Here is a 23,282-nt window from a genome sequence, read left to right as displayed (position 1 = left end):
CATGACGACCACCACCGCCCCCGCCACCACCCCGGCCGCTTCCTCCTCGACCCCTTCCCCGTCCCACCCCGACCAGGCCTATGTGCACGGCTACTCCCCCGCCGAGGCCCGCCGTCTGGGCGACCAGGCCGACACCCTCGCCGGTCTGCTGCACGCCGGCACGGTGTACCCGCCCGGCAGCCGGGTCCTGGAAGCCGGCTGCGGGGTCGGCGCCCAGACGGTGCACCTGCTGGAGGCCAGCCCGGGTCTGCTGCTGACCGCCGCCGACATCTCCGCCGACTCGCTCGCCCGGGCCCGGGCCCGGGTCGCGGAACAACTGCCGGAGGCCCAGGTCTCCTGGCACCACGGCGATCTGCACCGGCTGCCCTTCCCCGACGGTTCGTTCGACCACCTCTTCGTCTGCTTCGTGCTGGAACACCTCGCCGACCCGGCGGCGGCACTGACGGCACTGCGCCGGGTCCTGCGCCCGGGCGGCACCGTCACGGTGATCGAGGGCGACCACGGCTCGGCGTTCTTCCACCCCCGTGGTGAGGCGGCGGAGCGGGTCGTCGGCCATCTGGTCCGGCTCCAGGCGGACGGCGGCGGGGACAGCCTGGTCGGGCGGCGGCTGTATCCGCTGCTCGCCGGGGCCGGGTTCCGGGACATCTCGGTCGCCCCGCGCACGGTGTACGCGGACGGCGGCCGGCCCGACCTGGCCGAGGGGTTCACTCGGCGCACGTTCGTCGCGATGGTCGAGGCGGTCCGCGCCGACGCGCTCGCGGCCGACCTCGACACGGCCGAGGATTTCGACCGCGGCGTCGCCGAACTGCGCCGCACGGCCGAGCCGGACGGGTCGTTCCACTACACGTTCTTCAAGGCGGTGGCGGTCAACCCGTGACCGGCCGTCGGCGGGGCGGCGCGGTCACTCCGGGTCGTCCCCGAGGGTGCCGAGGAGGGTGCGCAGGGCGGCGACGAAGGCGGCGGTCCTCGGCTCGTCGAGGTCGCCCAGGATGCGGCGCTCGGTCGCCAGGTGGTCCGGCAGGGCACGGTCGATCAGGGCGTATCCCTCCTCGGTGAGCTGGACCTCACGGCTCCGGCCGTCGGAGCCGCTGGGGGTGCGGGTGACCAGGCCCCGCGCCTCCAGCCGGTCGAGGCGCTGGCTGATCGCCCCGGAGGTGACCATCGCGCACTGCATCAGCATGGTCGGTGTCAGCCGGTACGGCGGGCCACTGCGGCGCAGGGTGGCGAGCACGTCGAAGGAGGCGAAGTCGAGGTCGTGCCGGGCGAAGGTCTCCTTCAACTCGGCGTCGACCAGTCGGGACAACCGCTTGAGACGGCCGATCACCTCCATCGGCGAGACGTCCAGGTCGGGGCGCTCGGCGCCCCACTGCTGCACGATCCGGTCCACATGATCCACGCGCTCTGCCATGCCCCCAGCCTAAACGATGCCTTAGCGGTGAGATACCTCACAGCACCCACCCTTCGATCGGACCTTGCGGATATTCCTTAGCGCTGAGATATATTGGCTTAGTGCTAAGGAATCGACTCGCCGTCGTGCTGCTGACCGCCCTGGCCCCCGCCATCTGGGGCTCCACCTACCTCGTCACCACCGAACTGCTGCCGCCGGGACGCCCGCTGCTCGCCGGCGTGCTCCGCGCCCTGCCCGCCGGGCTGCTGCTGATCGCCCTCACCCGCCGCCTGCCGACCGGCAGTTGGTGGTGGCGCTCGCTCGTCCTCGGCGCCCTGAACATCGGCGCCTTCTTCGCCCTCCTCTTCGTCGCCGCCTACCGCCTCCCCGGCGGGGTCGCCGCCACCGTCGGCGCCGTACAGCCGCTGATCGCCGCCGGCCTCTCGGCCGCCCTGCTCGGCGACCGGCTCTCCCTTCGCACCCTCCTCTCCGGCATAGCCGGGGTGGCCGGCGTCAGCCTGCTGGTCCTGCGTGCCGGCGCCCAGTTGGACGCCCTCGGCATCGTGGCCGCACTGGGCGGCGCGGTGGTCATGGCGACCGGCGTCGTCCTCTCCAAGCGCTGGACGTCACCGGCGCCACTGCTCGCCACCACCGGATGGCAGCTCACCGCCGGCGGCCTGCTGCTGCTCCCGGTCGCCTTCCTGGTCGAGGGACCGCCTCCGTCCCACCTCACCGGCGCCAACCTGCTCGGCTACGGCTACCTGAGCCTCATCGGCGCGGCCGTCGCGTACGCGCTCTGGTTCCGCGGCATCCGCGCCCTCCCTCCGACCTCGGTCACCTTCCTCGGGCTGCTCAGCCCGGTGGTCGCCACCGCCCTCGGCTGGCTCGTCCTCGGCCAGGACCTCTCGCCCGTCCAGGCCCTCGGCGCGCTGATCGTGCTCGGCTCCCTGGTCGCCGCCCAGACCCAGCGCCCGCGCACCCCGTCGAGGACGGTGACCGGCCCGCCCGTCGGCGTACCCTCCGACGACAGTGGTCGACCGGCCAACGACCGCACCCACCAGTCCGCCTGACCGAGCGGCCGCACCACCTCCTTCCCTTCGTTCCCGACCCGGCCCAAGGAGAACCACCCATGAACATCACCGTCTTCGGCGCCACCGGCAACGTCGGCAGCCGAGTCGTGGCCGAGGCCGTCGCCCGCGGCCACCAGGTCACCGCCGTGCTGCGCGACCCGCACCGCCCGCACCCGTTCCCCGCCACCGTCCGGATCGCCACCGGGGACGCCCGCGACCCCGAGGACGTCCGCCGCCTCGCCGCCGGCCAGGACCTGCTGGTCACGGCCACCCGCCCGGCCCCCGGGCGGGAGGACGAACTGGCCGTCGCCACCAAGGGCCTGCTCGCCGGACTGGCCGGCACCGGCGTCCGACTGCTGGTCGTCGGCGGCGCCGGAAGTCTCACCCTGCCCGGTGGCGACGGCGTCACCCTCGCCGAGTCCCCGGACTTCCCCGCAGGCCTGCTGCCCATCGCCAACGCCTGCGGCGAGCAGTTCTCCCTCTACCTCGCCGAGACCGAGGTCGACTGGACCTACCTCAGCCCCTCCGCCCTCCTCGCACCGGGCGAGCGCACCGGACTCTTCCGGCTCGGCCGCGACGAACTCCTCGTCGCCGCCGACGGCACCTCGACCATCTCCATGGAGGACCTCGCCGTCGCCCTCCTCGACGAGGCCGAGCGGCCCGCCCACCGCCGCACCCGCTTCACCGCCGGCTACTGAGTGCCGCCCACCGGCATGCCTCCCCCCGCCCTCTCCGCCCGAAACGCCCCATCACCGACACGATGGGGTGCTTCGGGCGGAGAGGCATGACGTCACGTCAACTGCCGTATGGGACCGTGACTCTGGCGGGCGCTGAGGCTGTACTGGGCCACCGGGTCGAGGTGGTGCAGGCACCACCGGAAAGACGGGTGCGTGCCTGATCGACCACGATCGATCCGACCGCCAGGATCGTGCCATGACCACACGAGACCTGATCCGTACCGCCAGCACCCCCACCACCGGCGCCTCCGCCCGCCGAACCGCCCGCACCCGCCGCACCGCATTCGGCCGGCGCACCGCCGCACTGCTCGCCCTCCTCACCCTCGCCTCCGCGACCGGCACCGCCGGCGCCGTCGCGGCGCCCACCGGGGCGACCACCCTCGCCGTCCCCGCCCGCTACGCCCACCAGCAACTCACCTGGCAGACCTGTGCGGAGGAGGCCACATTGGAGTGCGCCACCATGACCGCACCCAGGGACTGGCACCATCCGGGCCGCGGTCCGGACATCACCGTCGCGGTCTCCCGGCACCGCGCGACCGATCCGGCCCGGCGGATCGGCACCCTGCTCACGGCTGCGGGCGGCCCCGGCGGCCAGGGGCTGCTCCGCCCGGCCGACCACGTGCGCAACGCCCCCGCCCTCGGCGCCTCCTACGACATCATCGGTTTCGACCAGCGCGGCGTCGGCCACAGCACCCGGGCCGTCTGCCAGACCCCCGAGGAGTTCCGCTCCTTCTTCGCCGGGGACTTCCGCGACGACACGCCGGCCGACCGCGCCCGCGTGATCGCCAACTCGGCCGCCCTCGCCACCGGCTGCGAGCAGCGCAGCGGCGGCCTGCTGCCCTTCCTGACCACCGAACAGACCGCCCGGGACATCGACCTGCTGCGCGCTCTCCTCGGCGAGCGCCGGATCAGCTACTACGGGCCGTCCTACGCCACCATGATCGGCGCCTACTACGCGACCCTCTTCCCGCACCGGATCGAGCGGATGGTGCTGGACAGCAACATCGGTTTCGACGGCACCTGGGAGCGGTTCCAGCTGGGCCAGCCGATGAGCTTCCAGCGGCGCTTCGAGGAGGACTTCCTGCCGTGGCTCGCCGCCCGCGACGCCACCTACCACTACGGCACGACCCCCGCCGAGGTGAAGGCCCGCTGGGAGGCCCGCCGCGCCGCGCTGCGCGAGAACCCGATCGTCGACGGCCAACTCACCCTCGGGCCGAACCAGTTGGACAACGGCACCATCCAGGGCATCTACCGCGAGAACAACGGCTTCACCCTGCTGGCCACCGCGCTGACCGCACTCGACGACTGGCCGGCCGCCGACCCGGCCGCCCGCACCACCGCCCGGCGGGTCTTCGGCGACTACCTCAGCCCGGAGTTCCTGGCCGAATTCTTCGCCGTCACCTGCGGCGACACCCCCTGGACCCGAGACCTCTCCCTCTGGACCGCCCGGGGTACCGAGAACGCCGCCCGCTGGCCGCTGGTCGGGGCCCGCACCCTCGCCTTCGCCGCCGTCTGCGCCTCCTGGCCGACACCGCCCCCGACCGCGACCGCGCCCCGGGTCCGGGTCACCGGCGCGGGCCTGCCGCCCACCCTGATGCTCAACTCGGTGCACGACCCCGCGACGTACTACGAAGCCGCCCTCTCCGCCCACCGGGCCCTGCGCGGCTCCCACCTGGTGACCGTCGCCGACAACGGCGACCACGGTCAGTACCCCGGCCCCAATCCCTGCGTCCGCAGCGCCGTCGAGTCCTACCTCCTGACCGGCGCGACCCCCGCCGGCGACCTCACCTGCCCCTCCCCCACCACCTCCTGACGCTCTCCCGGCCCTCCCCCCAACCCCCTCTGGTTTGTACCGACATCACCAACTACTTTGATCGAACAGCTACTTGTCCATCATCCAAGGGGGGCTTGGAAGAATGCCACGACGTCCACTGTCCGTACTCCTCGCGGCTGTGCTCGCACTGCTCGGCACAGCGGCACTCGCTCCGGCCGCAGCCTCGGCCGCGCCCGCCGCCGCCTCACCCGCACCCGCACCCGCACCCGCACCCGCACCGACCAGCAACCTCGACCCCGCGACCAATGCCACCCTTGCCGCCGGCTGGTCCGGCTGGCAGGACCTCGGCGGCTACGCCCTCAGCGCCCCGACCGTGTCCTCCTGGGCCGCCGGCCGACTCGACCTGTTCGTCGTCGGCGGGGACAACGGCCTCTGGCACCGCTGGTACGACAACGGCACCTGGAATCCCTGGGAACCGCTCGGCGGCAACCTGACCGGCAACGTGTCCGCCACCTCCTGGGGGCCCGGCCGTATCGACGTCGTCGGCACGGACGCCAGCAGCTTCCACCTGGTTCACCGCTGGTACGACAACGGCACCTGGTACACCTGGGAGGACCTCAGCGAAGGTCTGACGACGGTGAACCCGGCCGTCTCCTCCCAGGGCCTCGGCAAGCTCGACCTCTTCATCACCAATGGCGGGTCCCTGCTCCACCGCTCGTACAGCAACGGCACCTGGACGCAGTGGGGAAGCATCGGCACCGAGGCCGTCAGCTCCCCGGCCGCCGTCTCCTGGGGCCCCGGCCGCATCGACGTCGTCGGCCGCGCCACCGACGGCCGACTGCGCCACAACTGGTACAGCAACGGGGCCTGGGCCGGCTGGGAGACCCTCGCCGCGCGGACCGACGGCAGGCCGGCGATCTCCTCCCGGGGGATCGGGCGTCTGGACGTCTTCGCCCCGATCGCCGACAACCACATCTGGCAGCTCTCCTACGACTCCACCGGCTGGGACCAGTGGGACGACCTCGGGAGCGTCGGCGTTCCGACCGTGGGTGCCGTCTCCTGGGGCCCGAACCGGATCGACCTGTTCACCTTCGGCAAGCAGCAGCAGATCGAGCACGGGTGGTACAGCTGACCACCCCGCGCGTCCCGGCCCCACCGGCGGGGCGCCGCTGACGGCCACCCCGTCCACCGGCAACCGGGCCTCGCCCCACCCCTGACCCGACCCCGACCCCGGTCGCGACCGCCGTCGCCGGGTCTCCCCCGGAGGACCCGGCGACGGCGCGCACGGCGAGCACTGGCGGCGGCCCGCCGCCCCAGAGACGAGATCAGGGACTCAGGCTCTCGGACTCAGGGGCTCAGGGGCTCAGGGGCGGTCCAGGGTGATGGAGTTGATCGGGCCGAGGTCGGCGTAGACGCCGGCCTGGGCAGCGATGTCGTAGCCGCAGCCGCCACCGTTGTAGCCGGTGCACAGGTGGGCGTGGGCTCCGCCGGACTGGTTGTTGAGCACCCAGTGCCAGCCGTACTGGTTGTGGAGGTTGTGGGGGCCGTAGCTGTAGAAGACATCGGTCGGCGGCCGGCTGGTGTCGGAGTCCTGGGGGTAGATACAGACCGCCCCGTACGGACACCCGTCCCAGGAGCCGTCGGCCGCCTGGGCGCCGGAGCTGCCCATCGTGGTGACAGCGGCCGCCGCGAGGGCGAGTGCGGCGAAGGTGTGCATGATCTTGCGCATAGTGGTTCTCTTCCGGTTGCCGGTCCGGCCCGGATTCGGCCGGTGTCCAGCAGCGTAGGAAGCCACCGCCCGCAGCGGTCCCTGACAGATGACAGGGTCGCACGGGGCCGAGACACAGCGCCGGGACGCAGCGCCGGGAGCGCACGGCCGGCGGCGCACGGCCGGGAGCCCGGGTCAGCTCGGCGTCGCGAAGGTGTCGCAGCGGGCCGGGTCGCCGAAGCGGTAGCCGGCGGTGAACCAGGCCTTGCGCTGGTCCGAGGAACCGTGGGTCCAGGTGTCCGGGTCGATCCGGCCGGTCGACTGCTTCTGGATCCGGTCGTCACCGACGGCCGCCGCCGCGTCCAGGCCCTGAGCGATGTCCTGGTCGGTCAGGGTGCGGATCAGCGGCCGTCCGGTGGAGGCCTGCGGGGTGGTGGTGGCATGGTGCGCCCAGACGCCGGCGTAGCAGTCCGCCTGGAGTTCGAGCTTCACCGAGGCACTGTTGGCGCCCTGCCGGTCGCGGCCGACCTTCTGCATGGTGCCGGTCAGGTTCTGGATGTGGTGCCCGTACTCGTGCGCGACGACGTAGGCCTCGGCGAACGGGCCGCCGGAGGCCCCGAAGCGGGTGGCCAGCTCGTCGAAGAAGCCGAGGTCGAAGTAGGCCCGCCGGTCGGCCGGGCAGTAGAACGGGCCGACCGCCGAGCTCGCCGCGCCGCAGCCGGTGGACACCCGTCCGGTGAACAGGACCGTCTCGGCGGGGCGGTAGGCCACACCGGACCGGGGCAACTGGCCGCCCCAGTAGTCCTGGAGGCTGTTGGTGACGGCGACGATCCGGCAGTCCTGGCGGCTGTTGGCATCGGCACCGGTCCGGCAGACCTGTTGCACCTCGCCCGCCGTGGTGCCCCGGCCGGACCCGGCGCCCGTGTCCCCCGGGCTGTCGGAAAGCCCGAGGACGCTCGGGTCGACACCGAAGAGCACCGCGATCAGGACGGCGATCAGACCGGCCGCGCCGCCCCCGACAGCGACCTTCCCGCCGGGGATGCGGCGCCGGTCGTCGACCTGCGAGGTGTCGAGGTCGCCCTGATCGTCGAACTGCATGCCTGCCGTCCCTGGTCGTGCCGACGGCGCCCCACGACGCCGCGCGACCGACCTCGGCCGCCCGGCCACGCTAACCGCTCGGCCTGCCACCGCCGAGGAAGGACGCGCAGGTCAGAGGCGGTTCCCCACCCTCCACGGGCAGGGAACCGCCGAACGGACCGACCGGCGCAGCCCGGCCCGCCACCACCCGCGCGCCACGCTCCCACGCCACACACCCGCACGACACCCGCCCGCTGCTGCGCCGGCGGTGCCGCCGGACCCACCCCGAGGCGGGTCCGGCGGCACCGCCCGCCCACCGGGCCGCCCACCGGCTACCGGCTTGCGGCTTGCGGCTTGCGGCTACCGGGCGGCGGCCGGTGCCGGGGCGTACCCGGACGGACGGGTGGTGAACGTGCCCCGGCCCTGGGTGCGGCTGCGCAGGGCGGTCGCGTAGCCGAACAGCTCGGCCAGCGGCACGACCGCCGTCACCGCCGCCGCCGCGCCGTGCGGGTCCGAGCCCTGGACCCGGCCCCGGCGCGCGGCGAGGTCACCGAGGACCCCGCCCACCGCCTCCTGCGGCACGGTCACCGTCACCTCGACGACCGGTTCCAGCAGCACCATCCGGCAGGCGCGCAGCGCGTCCCGCAGCGCCGTCCGCCCGGCGGTGCGGAAGGCGAGGTCCGAGGAGTCCTTGCTGTGGGTGGCCCCGTCGGTCAGGGTGACCCGCAGGCCGGTGACCGGGTGGCCGCCCAGCGGGCCCTCGGCGAGCGCGTCCCGGCAGCCGGCCTCGACCGCCTGGACGTACTCCTTCGGCACCCTCCCGCCGGTCACGGTGGACGCGAACACGAAGCCCCCGCCCTCCTGCGCGCCGACCGGTCCGTCCAGCGGCGCCACGTCGATCACGACCTGGGCGAACTGGCCGGCGCCGCCGTCCTGTTTGACATGACGGTGGACGTGGCCGGTGACTCCGCGTTCGACCGTCTCCCGATGGGCGACCTGCGGGCGGCCGACGGTCACCTCCAGACCGTTGTGGTCACGGCGGATCTTCTCCACCGCCACCTCCAGGTGCAGTTCGCCCAGGCCCGAGAGCACCCGCTGCCCGGTCTCCGGATCGGTGCGGACGACCAGCGACGGGTCCTCCTCCGCGAGCCGGGCCAGCGCGACGGCGAGCCGGTCGGTGTCGACCGAGCGCCGCGCCTCGACCGCCACCGTCACCACCGGCTCGGCGGTGACGGGTGGTTCGAGGACCAGCGGCGAGCCGGGCGCACAGAGCGTGGCGCCCGTACGCGCGGCCTTGACCCCGATCACCGCGACGATGTCCCCGGCGACCGCCGAGTCCGTCTCGGTGTGGCTGTCGGCCTGCACCCGCAGGATCCGGGCGATCCGTTCGGTGCGGCCGGTCGTGGCGTCCAGCACGGTGTCCCCCTTTCGCAGTGTTCCGGTGTAGAGGCGCAGGTAGGTCAGACGGCCGGAGGCGGTGACGTTCACCTTGAACACCAGCGCGGTGAGCGGCCCGGCGGGATCGGCGGCCCGCTCCACCTCGGCGCCCTGCGAGCTCTCCGCACCGTCCGCACCCTGCGGGCCCCCAGTGCCCGCCGCACCGCCGGAGCCCGCCGCACCCACGGCGGATCCGCGCACCGCCGGGACGTCCAGCGGCGAGGGCAGGTAGGCCGTGACGGCGGCCAGCAGCGGTTCGACACCACGGTTGCGGTAGGCCGATCCGCACAGCACGACCACGGCCTCGCCGCTGTGGGTGAGGTCCCGCAGCGCGGCGGCCAGGGTCGCGGTGGAGAGCGCCGTGTGCTCGTAGTACTCCTCCAGTGCGGCCGGATGGAGCCCGGCCACGGCCTCGTCCAGCCGTCGGCGCCGGTGCTCGGCCTCGGCCCGGAGCTCCTCCGGTACCGGCCCCTCCCGCAGGCCGTCCCGCCCCGGGCCGTCGTCCCAGGTCAGCGCACGCATCGTCAGCAGGTCGACGACGCCGGTGAAGTCGCCCTCCCGTCCGACGGGCAGTTGGACGGCGAGCGGCACCGGATGCAGCCGGTCGCGGATGGAGGCGACGGCCGCGTCCAGATCGGCGCCGGCCCGGTCCATCTTGTTGACGAAGGCGATCCGGGGCACGCCGTGCCGGTCGGCCTGGCGCCAGACGCTCTCGCTCTGCGGCTCCACCCCGGCGACGGCGTCGAAAACCGCGACCGCCCCGTCCAGCACCCGCAGCGAGCGTTCGACCTCGTCGGCGAAGTCGACGTGCCCGGGGGTGTCGATGAGGTTGATCCGATGGCCGTCCCAGAGGCAGCTGACGGCGGCGGCGAAGATGGTGATGCCGCGTTCGCGCTCCTGCGGGTGGCAGTCGGTGACGGTGGTCCCGTCGTGGACCTCGCCGCGCTTGTAGGTCTCGCCGGCCAGGAAGAGGATCCGCTCGGTGACGGTGGTCTTGCCCGCGTCCACGTGGGCCAGGATGCCCAGGTTGCGGACGGTGCTGATGCCGGCCAGGACGGCGGCGGCAGCGGCGGTGCTGGCGGTGGTGGTGGTGACGGCGTTGTGCGTACGGCGGACGTCGGTGCGCATGGCCCGGTGCCTTTCGAGGTGGAGCGAGGTGCTGGGGCGGCGCGATTGCGGCGACGACACGCCCGGCCCGGCCGGCCCCGCCCCCTCCGCTCCACCCACGAACCCGCCCCGACCACCGCCACCGCCCCGGTCAACACGGGCATGCGGGCGATCGGGCACCCGAACATGCAGCACCCAGGACACACGGGGACCAGGGCACTCGGACGGGCAGAACGGGACAGGAGGGCAGAGGAGCCGGAAGGCGGCGGACGACCGGAGGTGCGACCCGAGGTCAGCGATGCGTCGCGCGGATCCGGTGCCGGCCGCGCAGCGGGCACCGGAGGGACGAGGACACCAGGATCACCTCGTACCGGGACGAGGGGACGACGGCAGCGGTGCGGTGTCGCACGACCGGTCCTCCCTCTGCTCATCACGGCGCGCACCGCCACCGGAACCACGGCGGTGCGTCTCTGGAGGCCGAGTGTAGGGAGCGGACCGCCGCCGGGTCACGTGGTTTTCCCGATTCACCCTGCCTCCCGACCGGCGGCGCACCGACCGTGTGACAGCCGGGTCCTGATTCCGCAACAGCACCGCGTACGCACCGACCGGGACACCTAGGCTCCGCCGCATGAGTCTTTCAACGACCGACGTCGCCGCCGCCGGTGCGGCCTGGGTGTGGAAGCCGGACGACGCCGAGGTGGTCGAGACCGCCGAGTACACGATCCTGCGACTGCCCGAGCACGTCGCCTTCGACCTCTCGGTGGTCTCCTTCACCCCGGCCGGACCGCTCCCCGCGGCCGTCGACGCCGTCCTCGACCGCGCCCGCGCCTTCGGGCCGCCGATCCTGGACTGGCAGGTGCTGGTCGGCTCCCCGGCCGGTCTGGCCGCCGAACTCGCGGCCCGGGGCGGGCGGGTGAAGCTCGGCCTGGAGCTCCTGGCCGCGGACCTGAGCGCCGGCGCGCCCCCGCTGCGGCCGCCGACGGTGGACGTGTCGCTCCGCTGGGCGACGGACCTCGCGACGGCCCGGGACGCGGCGGCGGTCGAGGTCACCGGGTTCGGCGGCACGCTCCCGCCCGAGGAGCGGATCGAAGCGACCTCGGCGAAGGTCGCGAAGTCCCTTCCGGCCGGCGAGGGCGGCACGGTCGTCGCCTACGTGGACGGTGAACCGGCCGGTTGCGGCAGCGTCTCGGTCGTGGACGGGGTAGCGCGGCTGACCGGCGGCGTGGTCGCACCGCCCTGGCGGGGCCGGGGCGTCTACCGCGCGGTGCTCGCCGCCCGGCTCTCCTACGCCGCGACGCACGGCGCGACGATGGCCCTGGTCAAGGCCAACAGCACCACGTCCGGCCCGATCCTGCGCAGGACCGGCTTCACGGCCTTCGGACCGGAACCCGTCTACGCCGTCCCCCTGCACTGAGTACCCCGCACCCTCGCAGCACCGTCCCCGAACGGAACCGCCCCGGGCCTCCGGCGCGTCGAAGCGCGTGTGCGCACGCACCGGCCGCCCGCCACAGCTGCGCGGAGACGACAGGGTCGGCGGGGTCGGCGGGGTCGGCGGAATCCGGGGAGGCTCTCCATATGTTGATCCCACTCGTCCTGCTGATCGCCGGTGTCGGCCTGGTCCTCATGGGCGTCGACAAGCTCAACAGCGCCGAACCCACCTGCTACGGCCGGCCCATGTCACCCGGCGACGTCTGCCACGTCCAGGTGAAGGGCTCCTTCGGTGACGGCATGCCGGAACCTCATGACACCACCTACCAGGAGCAGTTGGACGGTCTGACCAGCGGTGGCTGGACGGCGATCGGCTTCGGCGCCGTCCTGCTGGCACTCGCGGTCGTGATCACGATCTCCTGGACCGCCACCGCCGCCCGTCGGGACCGGGAGTACTGAGGCCGCTCCCGCAGGGGCACGGAGGCCCCTGCGGGAGCGGCCGGAGCCACGAGAACGGCCGGGGCAACCTCGACCGGACCGGCCGGCCGGTGCCCGTCAGCCCTTCGCGGCCGCGTACCCGGTCTCGGCGGCGAAGCCCCAGCCCGGGGCGTCGTCCCAGGGCACCAGCAGCGCGTCGTCCGTGGCGTAGACGTAGCCGGCGCCCCGGGTGAAGGCGGCGTCGAGGGCGGTGCGCATCGCGGCCCGGTCCGGGGTGTCGTACACCAGGTGCCAGAAGGCCGTGCCGCTGGCGTCGAGGGCCGCGCCGGAGTAGTAGCCCGCGGTGGCGTTGAAGACGTTGCCGCCCAACCAGGCGCCGGTGTAGTCGTCGTAGTCGCCCTCGAAGGTCACGAAGACATCGGCCGTGCGGTGGCCGAGTTCGAGGTAGCAGTCGGCGACGGCGGTACCGGGGTTGTTCACCACCAGGTCCTGGGCCTGCGGGGCGACGGCGTAGACGGTCTCCTGGACGTAGCGGCGCAGGTCCGCGTAGTAGTCGCGGACGGTGTTGCCGGGGCCGCAGTCGCGCCCGGTCTGGTCGAAGAAGATGCCGTCGACGTGCAGCCGGTGGTCGGCCGTCCTCAGGTAGTTGTCGACGACCGCGCGGACGGCGGACAGCGGGAGCGAACCGTGGCCCGTGTCGACGTAGCCCAGCACCCGGGTGGCGGTGCCGTGCGCGGTGACCCCGGCGCGCAGCGCGTCGGCCTGCGCCTGCCAGGCCGCGTCGAAGGGGGCGTAGCCGTTGGACGGGTTGAGGACGACGATCGACGGTGCAGGGTGGGCGCTCGCCGCAGCGGTCAGCATGGGCTCGCCGGGAAGGACGTAGGCCGGAACGGCGACCTCCAGACCGTGGGGTCTTTCGGCGGTCGCCGCGTCGGCCCCGCTGGGGGACGCCAGCGCGGCTGCGGTGAGCGCCACGCCGGCCAGCAGGACGGGCAGGGTCTTGGTGAACGAACGCATCGGGTCCCTTGCTCGCAGAAGACAGGAAAACCGGAGGGGGCACCCCCCGCGGCGCCCGGGCACGGTCCGTCCAGCCCCTCGCGCCCCGTCCCCTCCACCCGCCCCGGCCGGGTCGGGCGCTCCCATTCCTACCGGTCCGATCCGCACCGGGTGACCAACTTCTGGTGAACGCAAGGAAGTTCGCGCAAGCACCGATGCCACTCGGGGTCACCCCCAGCACTCCTGCCACGGCTGCCACCACCGTCACCGGTGCCGCTCCCACCGCCTCCGGCCACACCCGCCGCCGCGACACGCCCGAGCGGGCAACCCCCCGGGCGGCTCTCCGGAACACCCTCCGGAACGCCCTCCGGAACGCCCTCCGGGGCACCCCCCGAGCCGCCGCCCGAACCACCCTCCGCACCGCCACGCGGACGGCCGAGCGCGACCCCCGCCAGCACCAGCAGCAGTCCGGCGAACTGCGGCGGGCCGAGCCGCTCGCCCGCCACCACGGTGCCGAGCAGCACACCGGTCAGCGGATTGAGCAGCCCCAGCAGCCCGACGGTGCCCGCCGGCAGCCGGCGCAGGCCCACGAACCAGGCGGCGAAGGCCAGCGCGGTCGCCACCACCGCGACATAACCGAAGGCCGCCAGCTCGCGCCCGACGGGCACCGCGGGCGGGCCCTCGAACACCGCGGCCAGGGGCAGCAGGACCAGCCCGCCCGCCAGCAGTTGCCAGGCGGTGGTGGCGAGGACGTCCGCCCCTTCGCGCCACCGGGCGGCCAGGACGTAGCCGAGCGAGGAGACCAGCATCGCCGCCGCCGAGGCGGCCAGGCCCGGCAGGCTGACCGGATCGCTCCTGGTCAGCAGCATCAGCCCGACACCGGCCAGGCCGACCAGGGCGCCGAGCAGGTGCGCCCGGGCGGGGCGGGCGGCGGTCAGCACCCAGGCCAGGAGCAGCATCGCGAGCGGCGAGGCCGCCATCACGGTGGAGGCGACGCTGGTGGCCAGGGACTGCGAGGCGATGTAGAGCAGGACGAAGAATCCCGCCGTGTTGAGCAACCCGAGGACGGCCGTCCGCCACCACCAGGCCCCCCGCGGCCGGCGCGGGCGCAGCGCGAACAGCAGCAGTCCGGCGGGCAGGGCCCGCAGGGCGGCTCCCCAGAGCGGACGGTCCGCCGGGAGGAACTCGCGGGTGACGTAGTAGTTCGCGCCCCATGCCACCGGCGCGACGGCGGTCAGCAGCACCCACCGAAAACTGGCTTCCATGGAAGACAATATACCTTCCACAGAAGCTACTGCCCTAGGATGGAGCCATGGCACCCACCCCCACCGGCCCCGCCACTCCCGCAGCAGCCACCCCCGCGACCACCAACAGCACGACCACCGACCACGTGGCGACCATCCAGGCCGAGTGGCGCCGGGAACGGCCCGACCTCGACGTCTCCCCGCAGGCGGTGATCGGACGGCTGCACCGCCTGTCCGGCCGGCTGACCGAGGAACTCTGCCTGGTCTACGGCCGCTACGGCCTCGGCGAGGGCGAGTTCGACGTCCTCGCCGCACTCCGCCGGGCGGGCGCGCCGTTCGAGCGGGCCCCCGGGGAGCTCGCCGCCCACACCATGGTCACCACCGGCGCCATGACCAAGCGGGTCGACCGGCTGGAACGGGCGGGCCTGGTCACCCGGCGCCGCAGCGAGACCGACGGCCGGGGGCGGGTGGTGGCACTCACCGAGGCCGGCCGACGGCTCTTCGACGAGGCCTTCACGGCCCACATGCGCAACGAGCACCGCCTGCTGAGCGTCCTCACCCCCGAAGAGGCCGCCTCCCTGGAGGTCCTGCTCACGACCTGGCAGCGCCGCCTCGACCACCCCGAACCGTCCCCGACCGAGCGCCCTCACCCGTGAGCAACCGCCCCGGCGGCCACCACGGCGACCGGATCGCCGGGCCCCGGCCCAGGACGAATAATGCCTGCGGATCATTGGACGTGCGTTCTAGGCTGCTTTCCAACCCGTGGACCGAGGAGGCACCTTGGCGGGCTACTCCTACCAGCTGATCTGCGACAACGTGCCCAACGCGGTGGTTCTGACCGACTTCGGCCCCAGGGTGATCGAGGTCGTGAAGGTGCTTCGTCGGCGGGCCGGGCTGAGCCTGTGGCAGGGCAGGTCGCTCCTGGATCGTCTTCCGGCAACCGTCCTCGAGGACGTGTCACAGGAGATGGCCGCAGCCATGGTCCGTGAACTCGTCGAGGTGGGGGCCAAGGCCGAAGTGCGGCAACTGGCATAACTGCTGGAAACACTCGTGGCGGAACGCGCGGGCGACGCCGCTCTCCACGAGCCGAGCCTCATCACCTCGACGACTCAAGGGCGGGCACATGTCCGAGTTCTCCGTGCGGGATTTCTACGACGAGTTGGCCCGTGACTACCACCTGATGTTCCGGGACTGGGACGCGAGCGTGGCGCATCAGGCCGGGGTGCTGGGCGGGTTCGTCCGCCGGGGCCTCGGGCCGGGGCCGCAGCGGGTGCTGGACTGCTCGTGCGGGATCGGCACCCAGGCGATCGGGCTGGCCGCGGCCGGGCATCGGGTCGTCGGCAGTGACCTCAGTCCGGCCGCCGCCGCCCGGGCCTCGGCCGAGGCGGCGGCCAGGGGCGGCCGGCTGCCGACCGCCGCGGCGGACATGCGCCGACTGCCGTTCGCGGACGGGGCCTTCGACGCGATCGTCTGCGCGGACAACTCGCTGCCGCACCTGCTCTCCGGCGAGGACCTCGGGGCGGCGCTGCTCGGGATGAGGCGGGTCCTCCGGGACGACGGGCTGCTGATGGTCACCGTCCGGGACTACGACGAGGCACGGCGGGCCAGACCCACCGCGACGCCTCCGCAGGTCTCGGAGACGAACGACGGGAAGGCGGTCACCTTCCAGCTCTGGCAGTGGCACGAGGACGGTGAGCGCTACGACCTGGAGCACTTCCAGCTCGTCCCCGCCGGGAGCACCTGGGACGTCCGGGTCCGCCGGACCACCTACTGGGCGCTGACGCGCTCGCAGTTGACGGAGTTCGTCGCCGGGGCCGGTTTCACCGACATCACCTGGCACAGCCCGGAGTCCAGCGGGTACTACCAGCCCGTGCTCACCGCCCGGGCGTGACCGACCGGTCGACCGTCGCCCGGGCGTGACGGACCAGTGACCCGTCGCCCGGGCGTGACCGACCGGTGGACCGTCGGCCGGGCGGCGAAATCCGGATGATCCGTCCGGATCCCGCACGATAGTGTCACCGGATGCCGGAACGGACCTGGGAACTCGTACTGCTCGGTGGCGCCTCCGGCGTCGGGAAGAGTGTGGCCGCCGCCCGGATCGCCGAGGCGACGGGCGCCTTCGTGGTGGAGTTCGACGACGTGGTCGCCGCCGTCCAGGAGCTCACCACCGCCGAACAGCACCCGGCCCTGCACCATTTCGACGGGCCCACCGCGCCCGAGCGGCCGGAGGACACCTGGCCGCCCGCACGCGTGCTGGAGCTCCAGATCGCCACCGCCGAAGCACTGGAGCCGGCCGCGCTGGGCGTGGTGCGCAACCGGTTGACCGTCCCCGTCCCGGCCGTGGTCGAGGGCGACTACCTCACTCCCGCCGTCTGCGCCCGGGCGGTCGCGCTCGGGCGGGCGGCGGGCCGGGACGTCCGGGCGGTGTTCCTGCACGAGGGCGACGCGGACCGGATCGCCGCCAACTACGCGGCGCGCGAACCGGCGGGCGGCGACCAGACCGGGCGGGCCGAGGTCGGCGCCCGGTACTCGCACTGGCTCGCCGACGAGGCCCGCCGGTACGCGCTCCCGGTGGTCGACTGCCGCCCGTGGCGCACGCTCGCCGACCGCCTGGACGCCGCTCTGGAGGCCGCGCCGGACGCCGTACCGAGGGACAGGACGAGCAGCGCACCGGGCGACGCACCGGCCGCCGCGACGACCGACGGGACCGGAACGCCCTCGCGGCAGGCCCCGTAGCCCGCGCGGCCCGCCGTGGTCCGGGGGACACCTCCCGTCCTGGCATGATCGCCGTATGAACGACCGAATCATTGCCGCCTGTGACGGGGCGGCCAAGGGAAACCCGGGCCCGGCGGCCTGGGCCTACGTGGTGGCGGACAGCGCCGGGGTGCCGCAGCGCTGGCAGGCCGGACCGTTGGGGCACAGCACCAACAACGTGGGCGAACTCACCGCGCTGGAGCGGCTGCTGGCCGCCACGGACGCCGCCGTGCCGCTGGAGGTCCGGCTGGACAGCACCTACACCCGTGATTCGGTCACCAAGTGGCTGAAGGGCTGGAAGCGCAACGGCTGGAAGACCGCCGCGGGCAAGCCGGTCGCCAACCAGGAGCTGATCCAGCGGATCGACGAGCTGCTGGACGGGCGGGACGTCACCTTCGTCTACGTGCCCGCCCACCAGGTGGACGGCGACCCGCTGAACGCCGTCGCCGACAAGGCCGCGAGCGACGCCGCCCGCACCCAGGAGGCCGCCGGCGGGACGGCCGCCGACCTGCCCGTGCCGGACCCGGCCGCGAGCGGCCCCGCCCGCGGGGGAGCCTCGCGCGGCGGCGCGGCCCGGAGCGGCGCCCGGAGCACGGGGGCCGCTTCCCCGGCCGCGGCGAAGCGCCGGTCCTCGGGCGGCGCTCCGACGCTGTCCGCGCGCTTCCCGGGCACCTGCCCGTGCTCGCGGCCCTACGCCAAGGGAGACAGGATCACCAAGGTGGGCGGCGGTTGGGGTCACCCGGAGTGCGCGACGGCCGCGCAGGACTGAACTCCCGCGCCCGGGCCGGTCCCAGGGCCGGCCCGGGCGCCTCAGGCAGCGTCCGCCGTCCGCCGCTCCGCGCGGCGGGCCCGCAGCCAGCCGACGGCGGCGACCAGTCCGACCGTGCCGCCGACGCCGAGCTTCACGGCGCCCTTGGCGACCAGCCAGCCGAGGCCGGGAGCCGTCCACCCCAGCCCGTGCAGGACGAGCAGCACCACCAGCGCACCGCAGACCGCGGCGAGGACGGTGACCAGCACGGCCAGTCCGGTCGACAGTTCGCGCTCCTCCGGCTCCGGACCGCGGTCCTCGGTCGCCGGCCCCCGGGCCTCCGGCGCCGGCTCGTTCGTTCCCCCAGTGTTCATGGGGTGAGTCTAACGACGGGCCGACCGGCCCGGTCCCCGCCGATCGGCCGCTCCCGCCACCCCCGGCCCCCGCCGATCGGCCCCTCCTGCGAGGACTTCCCGGGCGTCAGCGCCGGGCGTGGTGGGTGTCCCCGGAATGCTCGCCGGTCTCCCGGTCGGGGAAGCTGACGGCGAGGGTGACCCGGTACTCGAAGACGTCGTCGCGATGGCCGGGGACGCGCGCCCAGGCCAGCGAATGCACCTCGGCCTCCGGTGCCTGCCGGCACCAGGCGGCGGCCTCCTCCAGGGCGCGGGCCGCCGACCGCCCGGTGCACACCACCGCGGTGTACGCGGCCACCGCGAGGTCCCCTCCGCTCCGGCCGCCCCGGGACGCGGCCCGGACCGCGGCGGCCGCATGGGTGAGGTCGCGGGCCAGATCGTCGACGACTCTCGGCGGCGCGGGAAGCGCGGCCGGGGCCTCGACCACGGTCTCCGGCAGGTTGGTGCTCATTGTCAGGGCCTCCGTCCCTCAGGTGTCCCACTGGTCGCGCGACCCGCCCCGTCCCGGGATCCGCCTGATCACGGGCTCAGGATGCCGGGCCGCCGTTCCTGGCATGACCACTTTCACCAGAACGTCACCCGTCCGGGGAAGACGCCTTCCGGTCCTCGACAGCGACCCGACCGCACTGGTATGGAAGGGTTCCGCATCCGGCCTGGTCAGTCGGTCGGCCGACGGCGCCGCCGGGAGCCCGGCCGCACGTGCGCGTACCACCCCCGTGCCCCGGACCGCCGTTCCGGCCTCCGGAGGCGCCGGCTCCGCGCCCGTGACCGAGCTGTCCCGCCGCCCGTGACCGAGCTGTCCCGCCGCCCGTGACCGGGTTGTCCAACTCCCGTAGCCGGAACGGGAAATATCGGCCCCTTCCCGGCCGTAGGATCCTGCCACCACGCAGTCCGCCGCACCGGTGGACGACCATCGGAGGGGGTTCCATGGACCGCAGGACACCGATCTCGGCCGGCCGCCGGTACACCTGGCTGCCCGCGCTGGCCCTCGCGGCCGTCGCGGTGGCCGGCTGCTCGTCCTCGGGCGGCGGATCCACCTCGGCCTCCGCACCGCCGAGCAGCGCCAGCACCGCCGGCAGCACCGGCACCGCCACAACGCCCGCCACCGGCACGGCCCCCGGCACCCCGAACAGCCCGACGGCCACCACCCCCGCCGCACCGCCCACGGCCACGCCGGCACCGACTCCCACGGCCGCCACCACCCCGACCGGCACCACCAAGCGCCCCGCGGACGCCTGCACCCTCCTCACCTCCCCGCAGGTCGTCGCCGCCGTCGGCACCGCCGGCCCGTTCCGGGGCACCCACCCCGACAAGGTGGACGGCAAGGAGGTCTGGGGCTGCACCTGGGGCTCCCCGCAGTCCTACGCCCACATCCAGGAGACCTCCCCCAGCGTCCTCGCCGGACTGAGGACCAACCCGGACTACAAGCTCACCCCGCTCCCGGGCGTCGGCGAGGAGGCCTACCTGGTCGAGCGCAAGGACGGCTTCCGACCCGAGGTGTACTTCGTCTCCTCCGGACACCTCTACTCCGTCGAGGTGGTCAAGGACCGGAGCCCTGACGACGGGGTCAACGCCCCGGCCGAGGCGACGGCCGCCAGCGCGCTCGCCCTCGTCCTGTCCAAGCTGGTCTAGGACACAGCTGGTCCAGGACACAGCTCGTCCAGGACACACCGGGGCCGCTCGGGGGTGCACCGCCCCCGGTCTACTCAGTTCGGGTGAAGGTCCGTCCACCGACCGATGCGGCGAGCACCCCGCGCCATAGTCTCGGTGACGGACCGTCACCGTCACCACCCGGATGTCCGCGGTCCGTTCGCAGCCGCGGGAACGCGGCTCTCCGGAAGGGCCATCGGCACTGTGACACATGCATCGGACGAACACGGAGCGACCCCCGGCGGCCCCTCCCGCCGCGAGCTCCTGAGGATCGGCCTCGGGGTCGCGGTGGGGGCGGGCGCCATCGGCGCGGGCGCCCCGGCGGCCGTCGCCAACGGCCCGTACGACCCGACCAGCCCGACGATCACGGTCAAGGTGAAGAACCTCAGCGGCCCGGCCGAGACCGGGCAGTTCGGGGCGCCGTGGACGGACCTGGGCATCCCCGTCCGCTGCCCCGACGGCAGCATGCTCTTCGTCTGCGGCGACACCTTCGGCGGCACCGAGGTGGGCGCGCCCGACTGGAACGCCCCGGTCGGCCTGCGGTCCAGCAGCGCGGACCTCGGCAACCTCCGCATCGACAGCGTCGTCCGCACTCCCCACGACATCAGCCTGGTCGACGAGCCGCACAACCCCGTCGGCGACACCGCGCACACCACGGCGATCCCGTCCGACGCCTTCGTCGTCGACGGCGTGATGTACATGCACCTCATGCGCGGCGTCATCTACGACACCCACCACACCGACTTCTGGCGCTCCACGGACAACGGCAACACCTGGGAGTACCTCTGCCAGTGGCCGGGTGACCTGCACGGCGGACAGTTCCAGCAGAAGACCTACGCCGTGGCCGACGACGGCTACTGCTACGTGCTGTCCACGGTCTTCAACCGCGACGTGCGGTCGGGCATGCTGCTGCACCGGGTCCGGAAGGAGAGCCTCGGCGATCCGGACGCCTACGAGCCGTGGGGATTCGACGGCGGCTGGCGGTGGGGCGCGCCCCCGACCACCGTCTTCGGCACCCGTAAGTGGGGCGAGCTGTGCTTCCGCGCCCTGGACGGCAAGTACGTCCTCACCTGGCTCAACATGGACCCGCTGTCGATCAGGGCGATGGTCTTCCCGCTCCCGACCTCCGACCTGACCAGGACGCTGGAGCAGACCATGATCCTCCCCGGCACCCCGGGGCAGGAGATCGGCAACCTGGTCGCCGCCCCGTACGGCGGCTTCGTCGTCCCCGGCTCCACGTTCGGCAACTTCCACATCGTCGTCAGCCAGTGGTACGACCCGACCAACTACCGGATCATGCAGTACCGCAGCGCCCTGCTGTCCTGACCGGGGATCGGGAATCGGGTATCGGGATTCGGGTACCGGGGTCCGGGCCGCCGGGGAGCGGGCACCGGAGCCCGCCCCGGGCGCCGCCGCCCGGCGCAGTGCGTTCCCCCCGGGGCGTGAACGGGGCGGGCTCCGGGGTTCGGGCGGATGCGGGTGCGGCGCGGGCGTTCGCAGAATGACGCGACGGCGCCGCAGCCGTACTCCCCCCGACAGCCAAGGCGGATCGCATGAGCCGATCTCACCCACCCGCCCACTCCACCGGACCGCAGCCCACCGGACCGCACTCGGAGCCGATATCCAAGGGTCCGATGTCCCAGGGTCCGATGTCCCAGGGTCCGACCTCCCCGCCACCGGGCCCCGCGGCGCCGCCGGCGGGCCCCCGGCGGAGGCGCACCGGGGCGGCCCTGCTCTCCGGCCTCGCGCTGCTCGCCCCGGCCCTCGCCGCCGGCGCGCTCGGCGGCGCGGCCCCCGCCCGGGCCGACAGCCCGACCGTCTCGGTCAACACCATGCGCACCGCCTGGGACGCCAACGAACCCGGCCTCGCGCCCGCCCAGGTGTCCGGCTCCGACTTCGGACGCCGCTGGTCGACCGCCGTCGACGGCGCGGTGTACGCCCAACCGCTGGTGGCCGGTTCGACCGTGATCGTCGCGACCGCGACCAACCACGTCTACGGCGTCAACGCGGCCGACGGCAAGATCGTCTGGCAGCGCGCGCTCGGCACCCCGGTGGCGTCCTCCAGCGCCTGCCTCTCCCCGGGCACCGGCATCATCTCGACCCCGGTCTACGACAAGGCGACCAAGACCGTCTACCTGGTGAGCAAGTCCAGCGAGGGCGGCGCGCACTTCTCGGTGCACGCGCTGGACGCCACCACGGGCGCCTCGCGCAGCGGCTGGCCGGTCACCGTCGCGGGCTCGCCGGTGAACAGCCCCGGGGTGCAGTTCAACACCGGCACCTCCGCCCAGCGGGCCGGACTGCTGCTGCTCGACGGCGCGGTCTACTTCGGCTTCGCCTCGGACTGCGGGCTCGGCACGTACGTCGGCACGGTCGCGGGCGTCAACACCAGCACCCGCAAACTCACCCTCTGGTCCACCGAGTCCGGCTCCGCCTCGCAGAACGCGGGTGTCTGGATGAGCGGCGGCGGCCTGGTCTCGGACGGTTCCGGGCGGATCTTCATCGCGACCGGCAACGGCGCCGGCGAGGGCTCCTCGCCGCTCAAGGGCCCGGGCGACAAGCCCGGCGGCCACTTCGCCGAGTCCGTCGTCCGGCTGGGCGTCAACAGCGACGGCAGCCTCGCCCCGCGGGACTTCTTCAGCCCCACCAACAACCGCGAGATGGACCACGGCGACGTGGACCTCGGCTCCGGCGGACCGGTCGCCCTGCCGTCCGGTTTCGGCAACGCCGCGCACCCGCACCTCATGGTGCAGGTCGGCAAGGACGGCCGGATCTTCCTGCTCGACCGGGACAGGCTCGGCGGCATGGGCCAGGGCCCCAACGGCACCGACGGCGTGATCGGCACCACCGGCCCGTTCAAGGGCGTCTGGGGCCACGCCGGCGTCTGGGGCGGCGACGGCGGCTACGTCTACCTGGTCGAGAACTACGGCTCGCTGCGCGCCCTCAAGTACTCGGTGAACAGCGCCGGGAACCCCCAGCTGACCAGTGCCGCGACCAGCCCCGAGGGCTTCGGCTACGCCTCCGGCTCCCCCGTCGTCACCTCCAACGGGACGGCGGCCGGCTCGGCCCTGGTGTGGTCGGTCTACTCGGGCACCGGACCGGGCGGCCAGAACGGCGAACTGCGGGTCTACGACGCGCTTCCGGTCAACGGCTCGCTCAAGCTGCGGCGCAGCTTCGCGCTCGGCACGGTGACCAGGTTCTCCGTCCCGGCGACGGACAGCGGGCGGGTGTTCGTCGGCACCAAGGACGGCCACCTGGTGGCCTTCGGCCGGTCCGCCTGAGCCGGTCCGTCCGGTCCCGCCACAGCTTTCCGGACA

Annotated in this window: 23 protein-coding genes; 15 read left to right on the top strand and 8 right to left on the bottom strand. The window is 73.8% G+C overall.

From position 1 onward, the window contains the following. The first annotated feature begins 1 nt into the window (after position 1). Positions 2–877 (top strand): methyltransferase domain-containing protein, encoded by an 876-nt coding sequence (locus tag ACW14Y_RS36275; RefSeq protein ID WP_456984871.1) that lies wholly within the window; start codon positions 2–4, stop codon positions 875–877. Positions 878–901: 24 nt separating this feature from the next. On the opposite strand, the gene ACW14Y_RS36270 is transcribed toward ACW14Y_RS36275, so the two are convergent. Further along, entirely contained in the window at positions 902–1,408 is a 507-nt protein-coding gene (locus tag ACW14Y_RS36270; RefSeq protein WP_380306949.1) for a MarR family winged helix-turn-helix transcriptional regulator, read from the bottom strand. A 101-nt stretch (positions 1,409–1,509) separates the two neighbouring features. On the opposite strand from ACW14Y_RS36270, the gene ACW14Y_RS36265 reads away from it, so the two are divergent. The 4 genes from ACW14Y_RS36265 to ACW14Y_RS36250 all read left to right on the top strand — a co-directional run bounded on the left by ACW14Y_RS36265 (position 1,510) and on the right by ACW14Y_RS36250 (position 6,100). Next, a complete protein-coding gene (locus ACW14Y_RS36265) occupies positions 1,510–2,457 on the top strand; it encodes an EamA family transporter (protein ID WP_380439802.1) in 948 nt (315 codons plus the stop codon). 59 nt (positions 2,458–2,516) lie between these two features. After that, positions 2,517–3,155, top strand: coding sequence for an NAD(P)-dependent oxidoreductase (locus ACW14Y_RS36260; protein ID WP_456984870.1), 639 nt, complete (start codon positions 2,517–2,519; stop codon positions 3,153–3,155). 235 nt (positions 3,156–3,390) lie between these two features. Next, a complete protein-coding gene (locus tag ACW14Y_RS36255; RefSeq protein WP_456984869.1) occupies positions 3,391–5,007 on the top strand; it encodes an alpha/beta hydrolase in 1,617 nt (538 codons plus the stop codon). Positions 5,008–5,110: 103 nt separating this feature from the next. Next, positions 5,111–6,100 (top strand): hypothetical protein, encoded by a 990-nt coding sequence (locus tag ACW14Y_RS36250; RefSeq protein WP_456984868.1) that lies wholly within the window; start codon positions 5,111–5,113, stop codon positions 6,098–6,100. A gap of 231 nt (positions 6,101–6,331) precedes the next feature. Here ACW14Y_RS36250 and ACW14Y_RS36245 read toward each other — a convergent pair whose 3' ends face one another. The 3 genes from ACW14Y_RS36245 to ACW14Y_RS36235 all read right to left on the bottom strand — a co-directional run bounded on the left by ACW14Y_RS36245 (position 6,332) and on the right by ACW14Y_RS36235 (position 10,318). Then, positions 6,332–6,697: a hypothetical protein gene (locus ACW14Y_RS36245; protein ID WP_380306958.1), complete on the bottom strand. Its 366-nt coding sequence runs from the start codon at positions 6,695–6,697 to the stop codon at positions 6,332–6,334. A gap of 174 nt (positions 6,698–6,871) precedes the next feature. Continuing rightward, a complete protein-coding gene (gene ypfJ, locus ACW14Y_RS36240) occupies positions 6,872–7,774 on the bottom strand; it encodes a KPN_02809 family neutral zinc metallopeptidase (protein WP_380306960.1) in 903 nt (300 codons plus the stop codon). Positions 7,775–8,113: 339 nt separating this feature from the next. Beyond that, on the bottom strand, positions 8,114–10,318 hold the full coding sequence (locus ACW14Y_RS36235; RefSeq protein ID WP_456984867.1) for an elongation factor G: 2,205 nt from the start codon (positions 10,316–10,318) through the stop codon (positions 8,114–8,116). Positions 10,319–10,925: 607 nt separating this feature from the next. Here ACW14Y_RS36235 and ACW14Y_RS36230 point away from each other — a divergent pair. Continuing rightward, on the top strand, positions 10,926–11,711 hold the full coding sequence (locus ACW14Y_RS36230) for a GNAT family N-acetyltransferase (protein ID WP_380439814.1): 786 nt from the start codon (positions 10,926–10,928) through the stop codon (positions 11,709–11,711). 161 nt (positions 11,712–11,872) lie between these two features. Next, positions 11,873–12,184 carry a hypothetical protein gene (locus ACW14Y_RS36225; RefSeq protein WP_380390954.1) on the top strand — a complete coding sequence of 104 codons (312 nt, stop codon included), beginning with the start codon at positions 11,873–11,875 and terminating at the stop codon, positions 12,182–12,184. Between the two features lie 96 nt (positions 12,185–12,280). Here ACW14Y_RS36225 and ACW14Y_RS36220 read toward each other — a convergent pair whose 3' ends face one another. Then, a complete protein-coding gene (locus ACW14Y_RS36220) occupies positions 12,281–13,180 on the bottom strand; it encodes a spherulation-specific family 4 protein (protein WP_456984866.1) in 900 nt (299 codons plus the stop codon). Between the two features lie 128 nt (positions 13,181–13,308). After that, positions 13,309–14,424 carry a DMT family transporter gene (locus ACW14Y_RS36215; RefSeq protein ID WP_456984865.1) on the bottom strand — a complete coding sequence of 372 codons (1,116 nt, stop codon included), beginning with the start codon at positions 14,422–14,424 and terminating at the stop codon, positions 13,309–13,311. 47 nt (positions 14,425–14,471) lie between these two features. Here ACW14Y_RS36215 and ACW14Y_RS36210 point away from each other — a divergent pair, with 47 nt between their 5' ends. The 5 genes from ACW14Y_RS36210 to ACW14Y_RS36190 all read left to right on the top strand — a co-directional run bounded on the left by ACW14Y_RS36210 (position 14,472) and on the right by ACW14Y_RS36190 (position 17,926). After that, positions 14,472–15,059 carry a MarR family winged helix-turn-helix transcriptional regulator gene (locus tag ACW14Y_RS36210; protein ID WP_402722624.1) on the top strand — a complete coding sequence of 196 codons (588 nt, stop codon included), beginning with the start codon at positions 14,472–14,474 and terminating at the stop codon, positions 15,057–15,059. A 124-nt stretch (positions 15,060–15,183) separates the two neighbouring features. Next, positions 15,184–15,438, top strand: a complete 255-nt coding sequence (locus ACW14Y_RS36205) for a ribosomal protein L7/L12 (RefSeq protein ID WP_380439820.1) — start codon at positions 15,184–15,186, stop codon at positions 15,436–15,438. An 88-nt stretch (positions 15,439–15,526) separates the two neighbouring features. Continuing rightward, a complete protein-coding gene (locus tag ACW14Y_RS36200; RefSeq protein WP_380305220.1) occupies positions 15,527–16,294 on the top strand; it encodes a class I SAM-dependent methyltransferase in 768 nt (255 codons plus the stop codon). A gap of 131 nt (positions 16,295–16,425) precedes the next feature. Beyond that, complete coding sequence (locus tag ACW14Y_RS36195; protein WP_456984864.1) at positions 16,426–17,139, top strand: AAA family ATPase; 714 nt, start codon at positions 16,426–16,428, stop codon at positions 17,137–17,139. A gap of 55 nt (positions 17,140–17,194) precedes the next feature. Beyond that, entirely contained in the window at positions 17,195–17,926 is a 732-nt protein-coding gene (locus ACW14Y_RS36190) for a ribonuclease H family protein (RefSeq protein ID WP_402722627.1), read from the top strand. Between the two features lie 41 nt (positions 17,927–17,967). On the opposite strand, the gene ACW14Y_RS36185 is transcribed toward ACW14Y_RS36190, so the two are convergent. Both ACW14Y_RS36185 and ACW14Y_RS36180 read right to left on the bottom strand, forming a co-directional pair. After that, complete coding sequence (locus ACW14Y_RS36185; protein WP_380305215.1) at positions 17,968–18,279, bottom strand: hypothetical protein; 312 nt, start codon at positions 18,277–18,279, stop codon at positions 17,968–17,970. Positions 18,280–18,385: 106 nt separating this feature from the next. After that, a complete protein-coding gene (locus ACW14Y_RS36180; RefSeq protein ID WP_266272726.1) occupies positions 18,386–18,769 on the bottom strand; it encodes a hypothetical protein in 384 nt (127 codons plus the stop codon). Positions 18,770–19,245: 476 nt separating this feature from the next. Between ACW14Y_RS36180 and ACW14Y_RS36175 the strand changes: the two genes are divergently transcribed. From ACW14Y_RS36175 to ACW14Y_RS36165, 3 genes are all read left to right on the top strand, one after another. Further along, positions 19,246–19,950, top strand: a complete 705-nt coding sequence (locus ACW14Y_RS36175) for a hypothetical protein (protein WP_456984863.1) — start codon at positions 19,246–19,248, stop codon at positions 19,948–19,950. Between the two features lie 222 nt (positions 19,951–20,172). After that, on the top strand, positions 20,173–21,294 hold the full coding sequence (locus ACW14Y_RS36170) for a DUF4185 domain-containing protein (RefSeq protein WP_456984862.1): 1,122 nt from the start codon (positions 20,173–20,175) through the stop codon (positions 21,292–21,294). Positions 21,295–21,602: 308 nt separating this feature from the next. Next, positions 21,603–23,246 carry an outer membrane protein assembly factor BamB family protein gene (locus ACW14Y_RS36165; protein ID WP_456984860.1) on the top strand — a complete coding sequence of 548 codons (1,644 nt, stop codon included), beginning with the start codon at positions 21,603–21,605 and terminating at the stop codon, positions 23,244–23,246. Positions 23,247–23,282: the final 36 nt, after the last annotated feature.

This window comes from Kitasatospora sp. cg17-2, from assembly GCF_054031055.1.
The sequence above is the reverse complement of the archived record's forward strand: the minus strand, read 5'-3'. Positions and strand labels throughout refer to the sequence as shown.